Origin of the sequence: Halomonas urmiana (genome assembly GCF_005780185.1) — a bacterium.
In the GTDB taxonomy this organism is placed as follows: domain Bacteria; phylum Pseudomonadota; class Gammaproteobacteria; order Pseudomonadales; family Halomonadaceae; genus Halomonas; species Halomonas urmiana.
Genome location: NZ_VBUI01000001.1, coordinates 125847 through 144665 on the forward strand (window position 1 = coordinate 125847; position 18819 = coordinate 144665).

Annotated in this window: 23 protein-coding genes; 13 read left to right on the forward strand and 10 right to left on the reverse strand. The window is 69.6% G+C overall.

The genetic code is table 11. The annotated features are described in order from the left end of the window. Positions 1-70 precede the first annotated feature (70 nt). Entirely contained in the window at positions 71-499 is a 429-nt protein-coding gene (locus FEI13_RS00625; RefSeq protein WP_138178739.1) for a host attachment protein, read from the reverse strand. Positions 500-720: 221 nt separating this feature from the next. Here FEI13_RS00625 and FEI13_RS00630 point away from each other — a divergent pair, with 221 nt between their 5' ends. Further along, positions 721-1227 carry a hypothetical protein gene (locus tag FEI13_RS00630; RefSeq protein ID WP_138178740.1) on the forward strand — a complete coding sequence of 169 codons (507 nt, stop codon included), beginning with the start codon at positions 721-723 and terminating at the stop codon, positions 1225-1227. Positions 1228-1266: 39 nt separating this feature from the next. Here the strand turns inward: FEI13_RS00630 and FEI13_RS00635 are convergent, their stop codons facing one another. Together FEI13_RS00635 and hemE are read right to left on the reverse strand one after the other, a co-directional pair. Continuing rightward, complete coding sequence (locus tag FEI13_RS00635) at positions 1267-1647, reverse strand: VanZ family protein (protein ID WP_240036375.1); 381 nt, start codon at positions 1645-1647, stop codon at positions 1267-1269. A gap of 7 nt (positions 1648-1654) precedes the next feature. Further along, positions 1655-2731, reverse strand: a complete 1077-nt coding sequence (gene hemE / locus FEI13_RS00640) for a uroporphyrinogen decarboxylase (RefSeq protein ID WP_138178741.1) — start codon at positions 2729-2731, stop codon at positions 1655-1657. 155 nt (positions 2732-2886) lie between these two features. On the opposite strand from hemE, the gene ribA reads away from it, so the two are divergent. Next, positions 2887-3522 (forward strand): GTP cyclohydrolase II, encoded by a 636-nt coding sequence (gene ribA / locus FEI13_RS00645; protein ID WP_138178742.1) that lies wholly within the window; start codon positions 2887-2889, stop codon positions 3520-3522. Positions 3523-3577: 55 nt separating this feature from the next. Beyond that, on the forward strand, positions 3578-4249 hold the full coding sequence (gene trhA, locus FEI13_RS00650) for a PAQR family membrane homeostasis protein TrhA (RefSeq protein WP_138178743.1): 672 nt from the start codon (positions 3578-3580) through the stop codon (positions 4247-4249). A gap of 27 nt (positions 4250-4276) precedes the next feature. Here the strand turns inward: trhA and FEI13_RS00655 are convergent, their stop codons facing one another. Further along, positions 4277-4906 carry a glutathione S-transferase family protein gene (locus FEI13_RS00655; RefSeq protein ID WP_138178744.1) on the reverse strand — a complete coding sequence of 210 codons (630 nt, stop codon included), beginning with the start codon at positions 4904-4906 and terminating at the stop codon, positions 4277-4279. A gap of 11 nt (positions 4907-4917) precedes the next feature. Between FEI13_RS00655 and FEI13_RS00660 the strand changes: the two genes are divergently transcribed. Further along, entirely contained in the window at positions 4918-5136 is a 219-nt protein-coding gene (locus FEI13_RS00660; protein WP_138178745.1) for a hypothetical protein, read from the forward strand. 112 nt (positions 5137-5248) lie between these two features. Here the strand turns inward: FEI13_RS00660 and djlA are convergent, their stop codons facing one another. From djlA to FEI13_RS00680, 4 genes are read right to left on the reverse strand one after another with little or no spacing between them, the layout of a single operon-like run. Next, complete coding sequence (djlA, locus tag FEI13_RS00665) at positions 5249-6010, reverse strand: co-chaperone DjlA (protein ID WP_138178746.1); 762 nt, start codon at positions 6008-6010, stop codon at positions 5249-5251. A gap of 27 nt (positions 6011-6037) precedes the next feature. After that, positions 6038-7954 carry a 1-deoxy-D-xylulose-5-phosphate synthase gene (gene dxs / locus FEI13_RS00670; protein ID WP_138178747.1) on the reverse strand — a complete coding sequence of 639 codons (1917 nt, stop codon included), beginning with the start codon at positions 7952-7954 and terminating at the stop codon, positions 6038-6040. Positions 7955-7969: 15 nt separating this feature from the next. Next, positions 7970-8854 carry a farnesyl diphosphate synthase gene (locus FEI13_RS00675; RefSeq protein ID WP_138178748.1) on the reverse strand — a complete coding sequence of 295 codons (885 nt, stop codon included), beginning with the start codon at positions 8852-8854 and terminating at the stop codon, positions 7970-7972. Next, entirely contained in the window at positions 8844-9137 is a 294-nt protein-coding gene (locus FEI13_RS00680) for an exodeoxyribonuclease VII small subunit (RefSeq protein ID WP_138178749.1), read from the reverse strand. The genes FEI13_RS00675 and FEI13_RS00680 overlap by 11 nt, the downstream gene beginning before the upstream one ends. Before the next feature lie 272 nt (positions 9138-9409). Here FEI13_RS00680 and serA point away from each other — a divergent pair, with 272 nt between their 5' ends. From serA to FEI13_RS00720, 9 genes are all read left to right on the forward strand, one after another. After that, on the forward strand, positions 9410-10660 hold the full coding sequence (serA, locus tag FEI13_RS00685; protein WP_138178750.1) for a phosphoglycerate dehydrogenase: 1251 nt from the start codon (positions 9410-9412) through the stop codon (positions 10658-10660). Positions 10661-10828: 168 nt separating this feature from the next. Beyond that, positions 10829-10960 carry a hypothetical protein gene (locus FEI13_RS19590; RefSeq protein ID WP_275668701.1) on the forward strand — a complete coding sequence of 44 codons (132 nt, stop codon included), beginning with the start codon at positions 10829-10831 and terminating at the stop codon, positions 10958-10960. Beyond that, a complete protein-coding gene (locus tag FEI13_RS19340) occupies positions 10957-11100 on the forward strand; it encodes a hypothetical protein (protein ID WP_240036377.1) in 144 nt (47 codons plus the stop codon). The genes FEI13_RS19590 and FEI13_RS19340 overlap by 4 nt, the downstream gene beginning before the upstream one ends. Before the next feature lie 193 nt (positions 11101-11293). Continuing rightward, complete coding sequence (locus tag FEI13_RS00695; protein WP_138178751.1) at positions 11294-12649, forward strand: 8-oxoguanine deaminase; 1356 nt, start codon at positions 11294-11296, stop codon at positions 12647-12649. Between the two features lie 42 nt (positions 12650-12691). Next, positions 12692-14038 (forward strand): uracil-xanthine permease family protein, encoded by a 1347-nt coding sequence (locus FEI13_RS00700; RefSeq protein WP_138178752.1) that lies wholly within the window; start codon positions 12692-12694, stop codon positions 14036-14038. 125 nt (positions 14039-14163) lie between these two features. Continuing rightward, positions 14164-14952, forward strand: coding sequence for an enoyl-CoA hydratase (locus tag FEI13_RS00705; RefSeq protein WP_138178753.1), 789 nt, complete (start codon positions 14164-14166; stop codon positions 14950-14952). A 114-nt stretch (positions 14953-15066) separates the two neighbouring features. Continuing rightward, the gene (locus FEI13_RS00710; RefSeq protein ID WP_138178754.1) at positions 15067-15894 is read left to right on the forward strand and encodes an IclR family transcriptional regulator domain-containing protein; all 828 of its coding nucleotides are present in this window, start codon (positions 15067-15069) and stop codon (positions 15892-15894) included. A gap of 124 nt (positions 15895-16018) precedes the next feature. After that, complete coding sequence (gene pyrB, locus FEI13_RS00715; protein WP_138178755.1) at positions 16019-17047, forward strand: aspartate carbamoyltransferase; 1029 nt, start codon at positions 16019-16021, stop codon at positions 17045-17047. Positions 17048-17124: 77 nt separating this feature from the next. Then, the gene (locus FEI13_RS00720) at positions 17125-17772 is read left to right on the forward strand and encodes a hypothetical protein (RefSeq protein ID WP_138178756.1); all 648 of its coding nucleotides are present in this window, start codon (positions 17125-17127) and stop codon (positions 17770-17772) included. A 10-nt stretch (positions 17773-17782) separates the two neighbouring features. Here FEI13_RS00720 and ruvX read toward each other — a convergent pair whose 3' ends face one another. Both ruvX and FEI13_RS00730 read right to left on the reverse strand, forming a co-directional pair. Further along, on the reverse strand, positions 17783-18226 hold the full coding sequence (ruvX, locus tag FEI13_RS00725; RefSeq protein ID WP_138178757.1) for a Holliday junction resolvase RuvX: 444 nt from the start codon (positions 18224-18226) through the stop codon (positions 17783-17785). 16 nt (positions 18227-18242) lie between these two features. Further along, the gene (locus tag FEI13_RS00730; protein ID WP_138178758.1) at positions 18243-18815 is read right to left on the reverse strand and encodes a YqgE/AlgH family protein; all 573 of its coding nucleotides are present in this window, start codon (positions 18813-18815) and stop codon (positions 18243-18245) included. Positions 18816-18819: the final 4 nt, after the last annotated feature.

Sequence of the window (18819 nt, forward strand, 5' to 3'; positions counted from 1 at the left end):
GTCCTGACACCGATGCCCTGACGCCAAACGGCCCGACCGACGGGCCGGGCCGTCAACGCGCGGGGAGAGCCTAGCGGAGGTCGCGGACCGCCTCCTGGATATCGGCGAGGGAGGCCTTGGTGAGGTCCTTGGCCAGCGAGTGGATCACCCGCTTGGCGGTGGGGCCATCGACCTTGTCGCGCAGCTGGCCGAGAAAGCGGGGCGGGGCCACCAGGATCAGCTTCTCCATGCTGTTGTCGACGCGGGCACGATAGAGCCGCTCGGCGATCTCGCGGGCAAACACCTCCTCATGATGCTGGGTCGCCACGCTCTCTCCGCCGGCACTGCGGGCCGTGGTCGAGGTCGACTCATGGACATCGCCCTCCCGATCCGTGACCAGATCGCCCTCGTGCAGGCGCCCTTCCGCATGCACCAGGCTGTCCAGTTCGCTGATCGTGAGTCCATCGCGGGTAAACAGGCGAGCCCGCGCCGCATCCGCCACCACGATATAGGTCGTCATAGTCGCTCCTCGATGCCGGTGAGTGGACGAAGGCCTGCCCGACGGGATCCGCCTTCGCCTCTGATTTACCTTGGCAAGCGCCCCGGGGTTGGTCAACCGGCAACGCCGGTGACACGACGGGACTGCAGCAGGACGGGAACTGGGGTAGCATCACGCCTCGCCCGACACGGAGGTCGGCGCGCCTCATCGCCGCGATGTGCATTCCCCCGGGAGGATCCCCCATGCGACAGTTCCTGTTTCCCCGCCGGCCGCTGGCTCGCGCCACCGTGCTGACCTGCCACCTGCTGCTGCAGCTCGGCCTGCTGGCCGGCGCCGCCCTGTGGCTGGCGCCGCGCACGCCATGGCTCACGCCGTCTCTCGAGCTGGCCAGCGCCTGGCCGCCCCTGGCGCTGGGTGGCGGGCTCTGGCTGCTGGCCGCCATGGCCCTGCGCCTGGTGGCCGAACTCGCCCTGCTGCCGCACCACCTGAAGGCGCAGCGTCTCGGCTTCACCCCAGCCGCCGTGGTCACCCGCTCCTGGGAGCGGCGCCCGGCGGTGCATGACGACGCCCACTCCTGGACCAGCGGGACGCAGCGCGTCGCCGACGAGGAGGAGAGCGTCGTGGGCAGCCCACGGGTGGTGCGCCGCGCCGATCGCCTGGCGCCGGCCCGCGCCGCCGACGAGCCCACCCTGGACCTCGCCAGGACGGGCGAACCGGAACCCGCGGCAGTCAACGAGCCGCGGCTCTAGACTGGAGCCCAGGCCGGGGCCGAAAACGGCGCCGTGCGCTCACCCTTGGGCCGCGCGGCGCACTCTCAGGTGGCGCAGGGCCTTGAGCCCGGCCACCGCGCAGGCCGCCCCCAGGGTGTTGGCGAGAATGTCCTGCAGGTCGCCGCCGAGGCGGCCCGGCACGGGGATCTGGGTGAACTCGATGGCCGCGCCGAACCATACGCTGATCAGCAGGGCCCATGGCAGGCGCACCCCGGCGAGCCCGAGCAGGCCCGCGAGGCCGGCATAGCCGATGAAGTGGCTGGCCTTGTCCCACGGCAGCGACCCGGGCAGCTCGCTACCCGGCATCAGGCTGCCCCAGGCGATCACTAGGGCTGCCAGCACGGCCAGCACCGCCCACAGACGGCGCCATGTCGTCTCGCGTCCCGACACCGGCGTCACCGCACTGTCACTCTTGGGCGATATGGCGGTGGTAGGCCGGGCTCAGGTCGTGCAGGGCCTCCATGAAGGCCGTGACGTGGTCCGGGTCGGTGAACTGGTTGATGCCGTGACCCAGGTTGAAGATATGCCCGGGGCCGTGGCCGTAGCTGTCGAGGGTGCGCGCCACCTCGGCACGAATCGCCGAGGGACGGGCGAACAGCACGTTGGGGTCGAGGTTGCCCTGCAGGGCGACGCGATGGCCGACCCGCGCCCGGGCGGAGGAGAGCTCGGTGGTCCAGTCCAGGCCCACGGCATCGGAGCCCGCCGCCGCGATGTCCTCGAGCCACTGTCCGCCGTTCTTGGTGAACAGAATCACCGGGACACGACGCCCCTCGTGCTCGCGGATCAGGCCGGCCACGATCTGCTCCATGTAGCGCAGCGAGAACTCCAGGTAGGCCGGCGTCGACAGCGCCCCGCCCCAGGTATCGAAGATCTGTACCGCCTGGGCACCGGCGCGAATCTGGGCGTTGAGGTAGTCGGTGACCGCGTGGGCCAGCATGTCGAGTAGCCGGTGCATGGCGTCCGGCGCGTCATAGAGCATCGTCTTGACGTGGCGAAAGTCCTTGCTGGAGGCGCCCTCCACCATGTAGGTCGCCAGCGTCCAGGGGCTGCCGGAGAAGCCGATCAGCGGCACCCGGCCGTTGAGTTCGCGACGGATGGTCGAGACGGCCCGCATCACGTAGTCGAGGTCACGCTCGGCATCCGGCACCGCCAGGGCATCCACCTCGGCCGCGGTGCGCACCGGCTTGCGGAATTTCGGCCCCTCGCCGGTCTCGAAGTAGAGCCCCAGCCCCATGGCATCGGGGATGGTGAGGATGTCCGAGAAGAGGATGGCCGCATCCAGCGGGAAGCGCTCCAGGGGCTGTAAGGTGACCTCGCAGGCCAGCTCCTGGTTACGGCAGAGATCCATGAAACTGCCGGCATGACCACGCACCTCACGATACTCGGGCAGGTAGCGGCCGGCCTGACGCATCATCCAGACCGGGGTGCGGTCGACGGGTTGACGCGCCAGGGCGCGCAGAAAGCGGTCGTTCTTGAGTTCCATGCGGGCGCTCGTCCACGGAAAATGTGGGCGCCATTGTACCCCATCGAAGGCGCCGGGGATGAGCCCCGTGATGCACACAGTGAGCCCGCCCGGCCTTCCTGATAGAATGGCCTTTCACTCGTCGGCAACGCCGTGGTCTTCCACCGAGGTACATCGTGACGATTCGATTCATCGCCGCCTCCCGGCTGCCCACCCCCTGGGCCACCTTCACCATGCACGGCTTCGAGGACGAGGCCACCGGCAAGGATCACATCGCCCTGACCCTGGGCGACGTGGCCGACGGCGAACCGGTGCTGGGCCGGGTCCACTCGGAGTGCCTGACCGGCGATGCGCTCTTCTCGATGCGCTGCGACTGCGGCTTCCAGCTGCAGGAAGCGCTCAAGCGCATCGCCGAGGAGGGGCGCGGGGTGCTGCTCTACCTGCGCCAGGAGGGGCGCGGCATCGGCCTGCTCAACAAGATCCGCGCCTACCGCCTGCAGGACGCGGGCGCCGACACCGTGGAGGCCAATGAGCAGCTGGGTTTCGCCGCCGACCTGCGCCGCTACGACCTCTGCGTGCCGATGCTCGATCATCTGGAGATCACGGCCCTGCGGCTGATGACCAACAACCCGCGCAAGGTCGACGCCCTGACCCAGGCCGGCGTGACGGTGAAGGAACGCGTGCCGCTGACCACCGGTCTAAATCCACACAACGAACAGTACCTGACCACCAAGGCGGGCAAGCTGGGCCACATGATGGTGCTCGGCGATTTCACCCAGGCCAGCGACGTGGACATCGAACGCAAGCCCTGACCCCTCGCGACGCGCCGACCGGCATCGGGGTGGTGGCCTGGGAGGAGGCACCCCGATGACGTACACCCCCGCGCATGGCGAGACACCCTACAGCGCCCTCGAGGAGCTGTTGCACAGCATCAGTCACGGCATCGGTGCCGCGCTGAGCCTCGCCGGGCTCGTGGTGCTGCTGGTCCTGGCCAGCCTGGGCGCCCACGTCGATCCCTGGAAGATCGTCGGCATCAGCCTCTACGGCACCACCCTGTTGCTGCTCTACACCGCCTCCACCCTCTATCACGGCGTGCGTCATCCGCGCCTGAAGCGTCTCTTCCAGCACCTGGATCACTGCGCGATTTACCTGCTGATCGCCGGCACCTACACGCCCTTCCTGCTGGTCAACCTGCGCGGCCCGACGGGCTGGACGCTGCTCGCCACGGTCTGGTCGCTGGCCCTGGCGGGGATCGCCTGCAAGCTCGCCTGGCCGCATCGCTTCGAGGCGCTGCGGGTCGCGATCTACCTGCTGATGGGCTGGCTGATCGTGCTGGCCGGCGACAGCCTGGCGGCCAGCCTCTCCGCCACCGGTCTCACCCTACTGGTCGCCGGCGGCGTCACCTACACCCTGGGCGTGGTCTTCTATGCCGTCAGTGCCATCCCCTTCAACCACGCGATCTGGCACCTGTTCGTCATGGGCGGCAGCACCTGCCACTACTTCGCGGTCGTGACCGCCGTGCTGCCCTTCGCGGCCTGATCCGGCCCGATCCGACCCGAGCCGACATCAGCCCGGTTCGGCGGCGCTGCGCTCCCGTGCCACCGCCCGAGCCAGCGCCGGCCGCGCCGAGACGCGCTCTCGGTAGGCGGCCAGCGCCGGCGGCAGGCGCATCTTGAATTGGACGGCCCAGGTCAGGGTGTGGGCCAGCAGCAGATCCGCCAGGGTGAAGCGCTCCCCCACCAGCCAGCCCTCGCCGTCGAAGCGCCGCCCCAGAGCCGCGAGCGCCCGCTGAAACTCCCAGGCGGCGGTCGGCAGCACCGCCGGGATCCGCTGCTCACCCGGTAGTGCGAACTTGTGCTTGGCCTGGGTCCAGAGCGGCTGCTCCAGCTCGCCGATGATGAAGAAGAGCCACTGGTCGACCCGGGCACGCTCCTCGACGGTGGCCGGCAGCAGGCCGTCCGGCTCGCCGTAGCGTTCCGCCAGGTAGCGACAGATCGCCGCCGACTCGAACAGCGTCAGCTCGCCATCCTCCAGCACCGGCACCTTGCCGTCGGGATGACGCGCCAGGAAGGCCTCCGACTGGCCTTCCCCACGGCCCAGGTCCACGTGGCGATACGCATACGAAAGGCCCAGCTCTTCCAGGATCCAGGTCACTCGCAGCGAGCGGGAATTGGGAAAACCGTAGAGGGTGATCATCGGGCGACTCCTTGCGATGTCTCGGCACCCCCACGCTAGTCCACCGCCGCTACCGTGGCGAGCACCGCCTCCCCTCCGATTCCGCGGAGGCCGCGGTCGACCTCGAGCGCCTCGACGGCGGCAGCGAGGCCATGGCCCAGGCGCGCCTGCGGCTGCGGGCCTACCAGGCCATGACCGACTTCCCCGCCAGCGGCGACACCTACCGCCTGGCCCTCGAGGCCACCAGCTAAGGGCGTTGCCCGTCACCCGAGCCCAGCACGCAATGAGCCCCCGACATCGGGGGCTTATTCATGGACGGGACTTCATGAGTCGGGCTCGCGGCGATGGCGACCCAGCGCGAGATCAGGCCGCCGCGCGCGCCTTGCGGATGCGCTCGTAGGCGTTGCCGATCTCGCTGGTGCGCTCCTTGGCCATCTCGCGCATGCTCTCGGGTAGCCCCTTGGCCGCAAGCTTGTCGGGATGGTTCTCGCTCATCAGGCGGCGATAGGCCTTCTTGATCTCGGCATCGCTGGCCTCGGCCTCGACCCCCAGCACCCGATAGGCATCCTCCAGGGAGAGGCTGTGCTCGCCGGCCGTCTGGGGGCCGCCGCGCAGCATCGCCTCGATCTGGGCGATCTCGGCCTCGGAGCAACCCAACCCCCTCGCCACGCGCAACAGCATCTCATGCTCGGCGGGGTGCAGCTCCCCGTCGGCGGTGATCGCCGCGAGCTGCACCTGCAGGAACACCTGCAGCAGGGCGTGCTGGCGGCCCACCACCTGGCGCACCTTGGCGAGTTCCGCCTCCAGGTCGAAGTCCGGGGCCTTGCCGCGGGTGAAGGCGGCCCGCGCCCGGGCGCGCTGCGCCTCATTGAGCCGCAGGCGATCCCACAGCTGCCGGGAGGCCTCCAGCTCGTTCTCGGTGACGCGACCATCGGCCTTGCACATACAGCCCATGACCGCGAAGGTCGAGTCGAGGAATTGCGCCTGGGCGCCGGCCAGCCGGCCCAAAACGCTCTTGCGCAGGCGCCGCACCAGCCAGTAGCCGAGCCCGGCGCCGATCAGCAGCCCCAGAGGGCCGCCGATCCAGAAGCCCAGTAGCGCACCGAGCAGAGTCAGAAAAAGCATCGTCGCCTCGCAGGTAAAAGGGAAGAATCAGCCGCGCCAGGCGCGGATCGATGCCTCGATGCCGTCGGCGTCCAGGCCGCACTCGGCGAGCAGCTCGGCGGGCTTGCCGTGCTCGACGAAGGCGTCGGGCAGGCCCAGGTTGAGCACCTCGACCTGGGCGCCCTCGGCCATCAGCAGCTCGTTGACGGCGCTGCCGGCGCCCCCGGCGACGACGTTCTCCTCCAGGGTCACCAGCAGGTCGTGATCGTCGGCCGCCGCCATGACGGCGTCGCGATCCAGCGGCTTGATCGAGCGCATGTTGAGGTGCGTGGCGTCGAGGCGCTCGGCCACCTCCGCCGCCGGGCCGTTGAGGCTGCCGAAGGCCAGCAGCGCCACCCGCTCCTTGCCGCGCCGCCGCCACTCGGCCCGGCCGATCTCGAGGAGCTCCAGATGGTCGGGGGTCGCGACGCCTGGGCCGGTGCCGCGGGGATAGCGCACCGCCGCCGGGCCGGGATGGTGGTAGGCGGCGCTGAGCATGGCCCGGCACTCGGCCTCGTCGGCCGGTGCCAGCACCACGAGCCCCGGGATGCAGCGCAGGTAGGAGAGATCCAGGCTGCCGTGGTGGGTGGGCCCGTCCTCGCCGACCAGGCCGGCGCGGTCAATGGCGAAGGTGACATCGAGCTCCTGCACCGCCACGTCGTGGATCAGCTGGTCGTAGCCGCGCTGCAGGAAGGTGGAGTAGATCGCCACCACCGGCTTCATCGCCTCGCAGGCCATGCCCGCGGCCAGCGTCACGGCGTGCTGCTCAGCGATGGCCACGTCGAAGTAGCGCTCGGGGTACTCCTTCGAGAAGCGCACCAGGTCGGAGCCCTCGCGCATCGCCGGGGTGATGCCGATCAGCCGCTCGTCCGCCGCCGCCATGTCGCAGAGCCAGTCGCCGAAGACCCGGCAGTACTTCTGCTTGGAGCTCGAGGCCTGGCCGGCCGGCCGGAACGGCGGAGGCGTCTCCCCCCCCTTGCCCGGCTCGCTCTTCTCGAGCTTGGTGATGGCGTGATAGCCGATGGGGTCGGCCTCGGCGGGCAGGAAGCCCTTGCCCTTGCGGGTCTTCACATGGAGGAACTGTGGCCCCTCCAGGTCGCGCATGTTGCGCAGGGTATCCACCAGCAGCGGCAGGTCGTGGCCGTCGATGGGCCCGATATAGTTGAAGCCCAGCTCCTCGAAGAGCGTGGCGGGGCTGATCATGCCCTTCATGTGCTCCTCGGTGCGCCGCGCCAGCTCCAGGGCGCCGGGCAGGTGAGAGAGCACCTTCTTGCCGCCCTCGCGCATGCTGGTGTAGGGCTTGCTGGTGAGGATGCGCGCCAGGTAGCTGGCCATGCCGCCGACGTTCTCGGAGATCGACATCTCGTTGTCGTTGAGCACCACCAGCAGGTTGGCGTCGACGTGGCCGGCGTGAGCCAGGGCCTCGAAGGCCATGCCCGCGGTCAGGGCGCCGTCGCCGATCACCGCGCAGACCCGGCGCGACTCGCCGCGGGTGCGGGCGGCCAGCGCCATGCCCAGCGCCGCCGAGATCGAGGTGCTGGAGTGGCCGACGCCGAAGGTATCGAACGCCGACTCGGCGCGCCGGGGGAAGGCGGCCAAGCCGCCATACTGGCGGATGCCGGTCATCGCCTCGCGGCGGCCGGTGAGGATCTTGTGGGGGTAGGCCTGGTGGCCCACGTCCCACACCAGGCGGTCGTGGGGCGTCTCCAGGGCCTGGTGGAGGGCCACGGTGAGCTCCACCACGCCGAGGCCCGCGCCAAAGTGGCCGCCGGAAACGCCCACGCTGTAGAGCAGGTAGGCGCGCAGCTCATCGGCCACCTGCGCCAGCTGGCCGGCGTTCATGGCGCGCAGGGCGGCCGGCGCCTCCAGGGTGTCGAGCAGCGGCGTGGCCGGACGCTCGACGGGAATGTCATCGAACAGCTTCATGTGGGGCCTGTGGTGTCAATGGTCACGCTCGATCATGTAGCGGGCCAGGTCGGCCAGGGGCACAGCATCCTCACCCAGCGGCGCCAGGGCCGCCACGCCCGTCTCGACGAGGTCGAGGGCCCGGCGGCGAGCGCCCTCGAGCCCCAGCAGGCTCGGATAGGTCGGCTTGGCCCGGGCGGCATCGGCCCCGGAGGTCTTGCCGAGGGTGGCGGTGTCGCCGGTGACGTCGAGCACGTCGTCGTGGATCTGGAAGGCCAGGCCGATGGCGTCGGCATAGGCGTCCAGGGCGGCCAATCGCGCGTCGGTCGCGTCGACCGCGATCAGCCCGCCGGAACGCACCGCCACGCGGATCAGCGCGCCGGTCTTGTGGCCATGCATAGCCGCCAGCGCGGCCACTTCCGGGTGCCCGCCCACGGCGGCCAGATCCAGCGCCTGGCCGGCCACCATGCCGTCGCGACCGGCGGCCCGCGCCAGGCCGGCGACCAAAGCGCCGACCCGCGGGTGCTTGCTTGCCGCCAGCACCTCGAAGGCCAGCGCCTGGAGGGCGTCGCCGGCGAGGATGGCGGTGGCCTCGTCATAGGCGCGATGCACCGTGGGCTGGCCGCGGCGCAGGTCGTCGTCGTCCATGGCCGGGAGGTCGTCATGCACCAGCGAGTAGGCGTGGATCAGCTCCAGCGCCATGGCCGGGGCATCCAGGTCGTCCTGCGCGGCGCCCAGGGCCCGACCGGCCGTATAGACCAGCACCGGCCGCAGCCGCTTGCCGCCCACCAGCAGGGCGTGGCGCATCGCCGCCTCCAGGCGCGGCGCGGGCGCCACCCGCTCGCTGAACAGGGCCTCGAGACGGGCATCGACCCGGGCCCGGTCCGCGGCCAGCCTGGCCACCAGTTCGTCAGCGCTCACCGTCGTCCTCCGCTGGCGGGGCCACGAAGGGCTGCAGATCGACGCCGCCCGCCTCGCCCTCGGTGAGGGTGCGCACCCGAAGCTCGGCCTCGTCGAGCCGACGCTGGGCGTCCCGAGTCAGGCGCACGCCCTGTTCGAAGGCCGCGAGCGAGCCTTCCAACGACAGCTCGCCGGACTCCAGCCGCTCGACGAGCTGCTCGAGCCGCTCGACGGTGGCGGCGAAGTCGGCCGGCGCCGCCTCGTCGCCGACCCCGTCCCTGCCTTGACTATGCTGTTCCGCCATCGCCTCTACTCGCCGGTGGATGATCCTTGGGCCGACAGTATACACGCTCTCCCGGGGGGGTCGTCTGCCCCGGTCCGCGGGGTGACAACATGCATGCGGCTCATCCTCGGCTCACCGCATTTTCATCCCGGCTCATGCCGACTGTGGTACGATAACGGCCCTGTTTCGAGCCTGCCTAGCCCCGGGCGAAGCGCGACCGGCCGGCCCCAGGCTCATCAGCATCTTCATGACACATGCATGCGGCGCGCGCCGACGAAGGGGTTGAATCGACCATGGCCAAAACGTCCCTGGACAAGAGCAAGATCAAGATCCTGCTGCTCGAGGGCGTCCACCAGAGTGCGGTGGACAATCTTCTCAATGCCGGTTACACCAACATCGAACACCTGCCGACCTCGTTGGACGAGGCCTCGCTGATCGAGAAGATCCGCGACGTCCACTTCATCGGCATCCGCTCGCGGACCCAGCTCAACGAGCGCGTCTTCGATGCCGCCGAGAAGCTGGTGGCGGTGGGCTGCTTCTGCATCGGCACCAACCAGGTCGACCTGGACGCCGCCCTGGTGCGCGGCATCCCGGTGTTCAACGCCCCCTACTCCAACACCCGCTCGGTGGCCGAACTGGTGCTGGCCGAGGCCATCATGCTGCTGCGCGGCATCCCCAAGAAGAGCCACCACGCCCATCAGGGCGGCTGGCTGAAGTCGGCCAAGAACTCCCACGAGGCGCGCGGCAAGACCCTGGGGATCATCGGCTACGGCAGCATCGGCTCGCAGCTCTCGGTGCTCTCCGAGTCGCTGGGCTTCGACGTCATCTACTACGACGTGGTCACCAAGCTGGCCATGGGCAACGCCCGCCAGGTGGGCAGCCTCGAGGAGCTGCTGGCCCGCGCCGACGTGGTCAGCCTGCACGTGCCGGACCTCGCCTCTACCCGCTGGATGATCGGCGAGGCCGAGATCGCGCTGATGAAGCCGGGCAGCATCCTGATCAACGCCTCCCGGGGCAGCGTGGTGGTGATCGAGGCGCTGGCCGCGGCGCTCGAGGCCGGTCGCCTCTCCGGCGCCGCCATCGACGTCTTCCCCGTGGAACCCAAGGGCAACGACGAGGAGTTCGTCAGCCCGCTGCGCGGCCTGGCCAACGTCATCCTCACCCCGCACATCGGCGGTTCCACCCTCGAGGCCCAGGAGAACATCGGCATCGAGGTCTCCGAGAAGCTGGTGACCTACTCCGACAACGGCACCACCGTCAGCTCGGTCAACTTCCCCGAGGTCGCCCTGCCGGCCCACCCGGGCAAGCACCGCCTGCTGCACATCCACGATAACGTGCCCGGCGTGCTCTCCGAGATCAACCGCGTGCTCTCCGAGAATGGCATCAACGTCCTCGGTCAGTACCTGCAGACCAACGAGCGCATCGGCTACGTGGTCATCGATGTCGACCAGGACTACGGTGCCCGAGCCCTGGATGCCCTGAGCCAGGTGACCCATACCAAGCGCGTGCGGGTGCTCTACTCCGAGTCCAGCTTCCAGGGCTGAGGCCCACGCTCGAGGCTTGAGCTACGCCAGCGCCGCCGCGTCATCGACGCGGCGGTTTTTTTGGTGATAATGCCTAGGCGGCGATGTTTCTCCTGCCATTCGCCCCTTCTCTCAAGGATCCTGCCATGCCGACCGGACCGGCCTACCTGATCGTACGGTCGCGGGGCGGTGATCTACCTGGCCGTGTTCGGCTCGCTGATCGGTTTCCTCTGCTACTACCTGATCCTCTCGCGGCTGCACGCCGCCACCGTGGCCCGGGTCACCCTGATCACGCCGGTGCTGGCGCTGAGCTCGGCATGACCCTCAACCAGGAGCAGCCTTCGGCCTCGATGCTGGCCGGCGCGCTGCTGATCCTGCTGGCGCTCGGCGCCTACCTGTTCGGCGATCGCCTGATGCGCCGCAAAGGCCGCGGCGATGGCGCGAGCCCCGGACGCCGGTGAACAGCGTTGAGCGCCTGTCTTGACACTCGCGCGTCTCCTTCGCATCTTGTACACAACGCTTGGGTCGATTACGGCCCGGCATCGTACACATCACTGCAAAGGCACCTGAACCAAGGCTCCAGTTCCTGGTGAGGCTTGGGTAACCCTTTGTCCACGACAGGGTCCGCCGCCGGCGGATCCCCGGGAGGACAACATGGCCCCGAACTCACCGACCCTCTGGATCCGACACCCCCGTGCCTGCAGCGATGCCCGCGCCGCCGGCGGCGTGGTGCTCCGACACACACGCATCGTCGAGGCGGTCCCGGCGGGTGGCACGCCCGAGACGCCGATCGATGCGATCTTCGACGCCTCGGATCACGTGCTGCTGCCGGGCCTGGTCAACACCCACCACCACTTCTATCAGACACTGACTCGCGCCTACTCGCCGGCGTTGAACAAGGAACTCTTTCCCTGGCTGACCACCCTCTACGACGTCTGGGCGAACCTCACCGAGGACCAGCTGGCAGTGGCCAGCGAGCTTGCCATGGTGGAGCTGCTGCTGTCGGGGTGCACTACCGTGGCCGATCACCACTACGTCTTCTCCGGCGCGCTGGCCCAGGCCATCGATATCCAGGTGGAGACCGCCCGGCGACTCGGCTTGCGCGCCGCCCTGACCCGCGGCTCGATGAGCGTGGGCCACGACGACGGCGGCCTGCCGCCCCAGTCGGTGGTGCAGGGCGAGCGCACCATCCTCGATGAGAGCGCACGGCTGATCGACGCCTATCACCAGCGCGGCGACGGCGCCATGTCCACCATTGCCCTGGCGCCCTGCTCACCGTTCTCGGTGAGCCGAGAGCTGATGCAGGAGAGCGCCCGCCTGGCCGAGGAGAAGGACGTGCGCCTGCACACCCACTTGGCCGAGACCGCCGACGAGACCGCCTACTGTGAACGGTTGTTCGGGATGCGTCCGCTGGACTACCTGGAGGCCACCGGCTGGCTCTCCGATCGGACCTGGCTGGCCCACGGCATCCACTTCAACGATGACGAGGTGGCCCGCCTCGGCGAGGCCGGCACCGGCATCGCCCACTGTCCGTCGTCGAACATGGTGCTGGGCTCGGGCCTGTGCCGCACCCTGGAGCTGGAGGCCGCCGGCTGTCCGGTGGGCCTCGCGGTGGACGGCTCCGCCTCCAACGATCACTCCAATCTCGCCGAGGAGATGCGCCAGGCGCTGCTGCTCGGTCGTCTGCGCTACGCACCGAGTCGCGTGACCCATGACGACGTGATTCGCTGGGCCACCCGCGGCTCCGCGGGCTGCCTCGGTCGCGGCGACATCGGCGGCCTCGCCCCCGGCCAGCAGGCCGACCTGGCGCTGTTTCGCCTCGACGAGCCGCGCTTCTCCGGCGCGGAGAACCCCGTCGCCGCCCTGCTGCTGTGTGGCGCCCACCGGGCCGATCGGGTCATGGTCGCCGGGCAGTGGCGGGTCACCGACGGCCGGCCGGAGGGGGTCGATCTCGACGCCCTGCTGGCCCGACACGACGAGGCCGCCCGCGCACTGCGACGCGCCGGCTAGGCCATCCCACGGGTTCCCAACAACCACAACAGGAGACGCCCCATGGCGACACCCGATAGCGCCACCGAGACCGCGACCCACAAGGTCCGCAGCACCCACGACGTCGACGCCATGCCGCCGCTCGGCCGGGCCATCCCGCTGGGGCTGCAGCACGTGCTGGCGATGTTCGTGGGCAACGTCACCGTGCCCATCATCATCGCCGGCGCCGCCGACCTGCCGGCGGACCAGACGGCCTTCATGATCCAGGCCGCGATGTTCGTGGCCGGGGTCGCCACCCTGGTGCAGTCGCTGGGGCTCGGGCCGATCGGGGCGCGCCTGCCCATCGTCATGGGCACCAGCTTCGGCTTCGTGCCGGTACTGATCCCCATCGCCGTGGGCATGGGCCTGCCGGCCGCGCTGGGCTCGGCGCTGTGCGGGGGCATCGCCATGGCCCTGGTGGGGCTCTTCCTGCCCTGGGTGCGCTTCCTGTTCCCGCCGGTGGTCACCGGCACCTTCGTGATCATGCTCGGCACCCTGTTGATGCCGGTGGGCTTCGCCTATGCCGGCGGCGGCTTCGGCGCCGAGGACTTCGGCGCCCTGCACAACGTGCTGCTGGCCGCCCTGGTGCTGGTGGTCACCCTCGGCCTGCACCAGTTTGGCCGTGGCATCTGGTCCGAGACCGCGCCCCTGGCGGGCCTGATCGTGGGCTACGTGACCGCCATGGCCTTTGGCCTGGTGGACTTCGGCCAGATCGCCTCCGCCGGCTGGCTCTCGCTGCCCACGCCGCTGGCCATCGGCCTGGAGTTCCACCTAGCCGCGATCATCCCGGTGGTGCTGCTGGCGGTCGTGACCTGCGCCGAGTCGATTGGCGACATCGTCGGCACCACCGCCGGCGGCATGGATCGCGAGCCGACCCATCGGGAGCTCTCCGGGGGCGTGATGGCCGATGGCCTGGCCAGCGTCTTCGCCGCCGTCTTCAACGCCTTCCCGCAGATCAGCTTCAGCCAGAACGTCGGCATGGTGGCCCTGACCGGGGTGGTCAGCCGCTTCGTGGTGGCCATCGGCGGCGGTTTCCTGGTGCTCGCCGGCCTGCTGCCGAAGCTGGGCGGACTGATCTCGAGCATTCCCAACGCCGTGCTGGGCGGGGCGGTGCTGATCATGTTCGGCATGATCGCCAGCGCCGGCATCAAGATGCTGTCCCATATCGACTTCAACAAGCGCAACATGGTGATCATCGGCGTCTCGCTGTCCGCGGCCATCGGCCTGCCGGCCCAGGAGGGCCTCTACGCCGGCCTCTCCGAGAACGTCCAGGCGATCATCGAGTCCGGCCTGATCCCGGGCGCGATCGCGGCCATCGTCCTCAACCTGGTGCTGCCCAGGCACGAGCAGCCCTTCCGCGACGATGTCTGAGGCGTCGCTTGCCAACGACCGCCCCGCCCGGGGCGTTCATTGGCGGGGGCGCCTTTGCTCGCACGCCGTACCATCGCGGCTCGTCGAGCGTTAGGCTGAGGGCTTTGCCCCCGAGGAGTGTGACGATGCGAGACGAGGACGATGCCCCGGTGCTGCGCCACGAGGCCGACGGCGTGACCACCCTCACCCTGAACCGGCCGAAGCGCTTCAACGCCCTCTCCGAGGAGATGCTCGAGGCGCTGGCCGCGGCCATCGGCGCCCTTGCCGACGACACCAAGGTGCGCTGCGTGGTCATCGCCGCCCGGGGTCGAGCCTTCTGTGCCGGTCACGATCTCAAGCAGATGCGCGCCTCCCCCGACGAGGCCTATTACCAACGACTCTTCACCCGCTGCAGCGCGCTGATGCAGGCGATCGTCGCCCTGCCGGTGCCGGTAATCGCCCGGGTGCAGGGCATCGCCACCGCGGCGGGCTGTCAGCTGGTGGCCAGCTGCGACCTGGCCGTCGCCGCCCGCTCGGCACGCTTCGCCGTCTCGGGCATCAATGCCGGGCTGTTCTGCTCCACCCCGGCGGTGGCCCTCTCCCGCAACATCGGCCGCAAACGGGCCCTGGAGATGCTCTTCACCGGGGAGTTCATCGACGCCGACCAGGCGCGCGACTGGGGGCTGATCAACCGGGTGGCCGACGACGAGGCCCTCGACGAGTCGCTCGGCGAGCTCACCGCCAGCATCTGCGCCAAGAGCGCCGTGGCGGTGCGTACCGGCAAGGCGATGTTCCATCGTCAGCTCGCCCTGCCGCTGGACGAGGCATACGCCTATTCCGGCGAGGTGATGGCGCGCAACATGATGGCCGAGGATGCCGGCGAAGGGATCGACGCCTTCATCGAGAAGCGCCCGCCCCGCTGGCGACACCGCTGAAACCGGCGGCGTCATCGCCGGCGACCGGGCAGGTTGGAAACCATTTCCGAAGCGCGACATCGCCCCGCCGACTCGGTATCCTAGGCCGTTAAAGCATGTGACAGGAGAGATCGGGTGAGCGAAGGCAAGCGCAGGACGGCGGGACGTCCCGCCGGTTCAGGCAAGAGCACCAGCGGCCACAGCCAGTCGCTGGTGCGCGGGCTCAACCTGCTCGAGCGCCTGGCGGCGAGTCCCGGCGGTCTGGCCCTGTCGGAGCTGGCCGAGGAGGCGGATTTCGCCCCCTCCACCACCCACCGGCTGCTGCAGGCGCTGCAGAGTCAGGGGTTTGTCACCCAGGACAGCGAGCTCGGCGTCTGGAAGATCGACGTCAAGACCTTCCGTATCGGCAACAGCTTCCTCGAGGCGCGCGACTTCCTCGGCACCAGCCGGCCCTTCCTGCGCCGCCTCACGGCGCTGACCGGCGAGACCGCCAACCTCGGCGTGCGCGACGACGGCACGGCGGTGTTCCTGGCCCAGAGCGAATCGCCGCAGATGATGCGCATGATCACCCGGCTCGGCTCCCGGGCGCCGCTGCACGCCTCCGGCGTCGGCAAGGCCCTGATGGCCTGGCTGCCCGAGGACGAGCTCGAGCGCATCCTCGACGAGCGGGGCCTGACGCGGGTCACCGAGAACACCCTGCACACGCCCGAATCGCTGCGCGAGGGCATGGCCGAGATCCGTCGCCAGGGCTTCGCCTGCGACCGCGAGGAACACGCCATCGGCCTGCACTGCGTGGCCGCCTGCATCCACGACGAGCATGGCATCCCGCTGGCCGCCATCTCCGTCTCCGGACCGGTGGCGCGGATTCCCGAGGCGCGGCTACTCGAGCTCGGCCAGCTGGTCCGCGAGACCGCCGCCGAGATCACCGCGCGACTGGGCGGCCGGGTGCCGGAAGCCTGGTAACGCCTTGCGCCTCGACACCACGCCCGGCTTCGGACGGGCGTGCGTGTCCCGAGGCGTCGGAAGAGGGCTGAAGCCGTGCCCGCACGGCGTTACACTAGCGCCCGTCCCCCCTGCCGAGGCCGCCGTGATGTCCCACCTGCTCTCCATCGACTCCCTGTCCCGCGACGAGATCGACCACCTGATGCGCGTCGCCGCGCGCCTGGAACCCGTCGCCCAGCGGCGCAAGGTCACCCGGGTGCTAGAGGGCGCGGTGCTCGGCAACCTCTTCTTCGAGGCCAGCACCCGCACCCGCGTCAGCTTCCATACCGCCTTCTCGCGGCTCGGCGGCAGCGTCTGCGACACCACCGGCTTCACTTTCTCGTCCATGGCCAAGGGCGAGTCGCTCTACGACACCAGCCGCGTGATGAGCGGCTACTGCGACGCCATCGTGATGCGCCACCCGGAACAGGGCTCGGTGGCGGAGTTCGCCGCCGCGACGAAGGTGCCGGTGATCAACGCCGGCGACGGCCCCGGCGAGCATCCCAGCCAGGCGCTGCTGGACTTCTATACTATCGACAAGGAGTTCACCCTCCAGGGCAAGGCGCTCAGGGACGCCCATGTGCTGATGACCGGCGACCTGAAGTACGGGCGCACCGTGCACTCGCTGATCCGGCTGCTGGCGCGCTATGCGCCGATGCGCATCACCCTGGTGGCTCCCCCCGGGCTCGAGATGCCCCACCACCTGATCGAGCGCGTCAGCCGCCAGGGGCTCACCGTGGAGGTCCGTGAGAGCCTGGCCGGCGACTTCTCCGACGTCGACGTGGTCTACACCACCCGCATCCAGAAGGAGCGCTTCACCGCCGAGATGATCGAGGGCTTCAACCTCTCCCGGGACTTCACCGTGGATCGCGCCTTCTTGGACAGCCGCTGCGGCCCCACCACCATCGTCATGCACCCGCTGCCCCGGGACAGCCGTCCCGAGGCCAACGACCTGGACGTAGACCTCAACGGCGACCCGCGCCTGGCGATCTTCCGCCAGACCGACAACGGCATCCCGGTGCGCATGGCGATCTTCGCCACCCTGCTGAAGGTCGAGGAGCACATCGAGCGCGACCTGCGCGACGTGCCCTGGTTCGTGCCCCCGACCGTGGGCGTTGACGACGCCACCTTCTGAACGGCCTGCAGCTCACGGCCGATCGCCTATGCTGGGGTTGACGATCGGCGGCAGCCACGCCTGGAGGCGCAACACCGATGAACCTGAAGCGTGCGTACCTATTGCTGTGTGGCTTCTACACCCTGCTGATCCTGATCGGCGTCATCGCCCTGCTGATGGGCGGCGGGTCGCTGCTCGCCATGATCCAGCTGGGCGTGGGGACGATCGTGGTGATCGGGCTATGGGGATACTTCCTGGACAGGGGTTTCATGAACCCGCGGATGTGGCGCCCCCTGGCGGGGCTGCTGGCCCTGGGCATCGTAGTGCAGCTGCTTGCGGTCTTCACGGCGGACCTCTCCGGCACGGCACTGACCTGGACCCTCACCACGGCCATCTTCTCGGTACTGCCGATGATCTTCCTGTACCGCTACGGCCAACGTGACCAGCCGCTCTGGGCCTCACCGGAAGAGCTCGAGGGGGGGGAGGTGCTGGAAAGATTGCTCGAGGAGCAGCACGAGCTGAAGGTCGAGAAACAGGCCCAGGACAACCAGGCGACGGTCAGGCTCCGCAAGGCCGGCGATACCTACCTGGCCAGTGTCGAGCGCGAGCGGGAAGGATGCGTGGAGACCTTCGAGGAGCGCTTCCGCTGCCCGGCGACCCTGGCGTTCTTCATCGAGAAGTTCACCTGCATCTCGGTGGGCGACTTCGCCAGGAAGTACAGCGACGGTGGCCCCCGTCCGGCCTGATCGCCCGGCCTCAGGGCGGCGGCAGCCCCTCGGCGCGGGCGAACCAGCCCTCCAGGATCAGCACCGCGGCGATGCCGTCGACGCTCTCCTGCCGGTAGTTGCCGCGGTGGCCGCCCTCCCGGGCGATCGCCTTGGCCTCGCGGGTGGAACCGCGCTCGTCGACCATCTCGCAGGGCACGCCGAAGCGGCCATAGAGGCGCTTGCCGAACTTGCGCGCCCGAGTGCTCATGACCGACTCGCTGTCGTCCATGTTGAGCGGCAGCCCCACCACGAACAGGTCCGGGCGCCACTCGTCCACCAGCCGGGCCACCTCGGCCCAATCGGGGATGCCGTCACGGGCCGGCAGCGGCGCAAGCTCCCGGGCGCTGCCGAGCAGCTCGTTGCCCACCGCCACGCCGATGCGCCGGGTGCCGAAGTCGAAGGCCAGGATCAGGCGCGCGCCGGCGTCGGCCATCAGTTCGTCCCCGTCATCAGGAGTGCCCCGCCTCGCGGGTCATCAGGTTCAGGTCGATGCCGAGGATGCCTGCGGCGGCGCCCAGGCGCTGCTCCGGCGGCACCGAGAAGAGGATCTCGGCCTGCCCCTCGACGGTCAGCCAGGCGTTCTCCTTGAGCTCGTCCTCCAGCTGGCCGGCCTCCCAGCCGGCGCAGCCCAGGCAGACCAGGAACTCGTCGGGGCCACGGCCGTCGGCCAGCGCCTGGAGGATGTCCATGGAGGTGGTCAGGGCGATGTCCTCGGCGACCTGGATGCTGGAGTCCCAGGCGGCGCTGTCGCCGCGGTGCAGGATGAAGCCGCGATCCTTGTGGGTCGGGCCGCCGTAGTAGACCGGCGCCTGGCGATGAGGGCTCTCGTCGCCGCCCAGCTCCAGCTGCTCGAACAGGGCGTCCAGGGTCAACTCCAGTGGCCGATTGACGATCACACCCATGGTGCCGTTCTCGTCATGGTCGCAGAGATAGCTGAGGCTGCCGGCGAAATTGGGATCTTCCAGGTGCGGCATCGCCAGCAGGAAGTGGTGTTTCAAGCCGAAGTGTTGCACGGATTGCATGAGA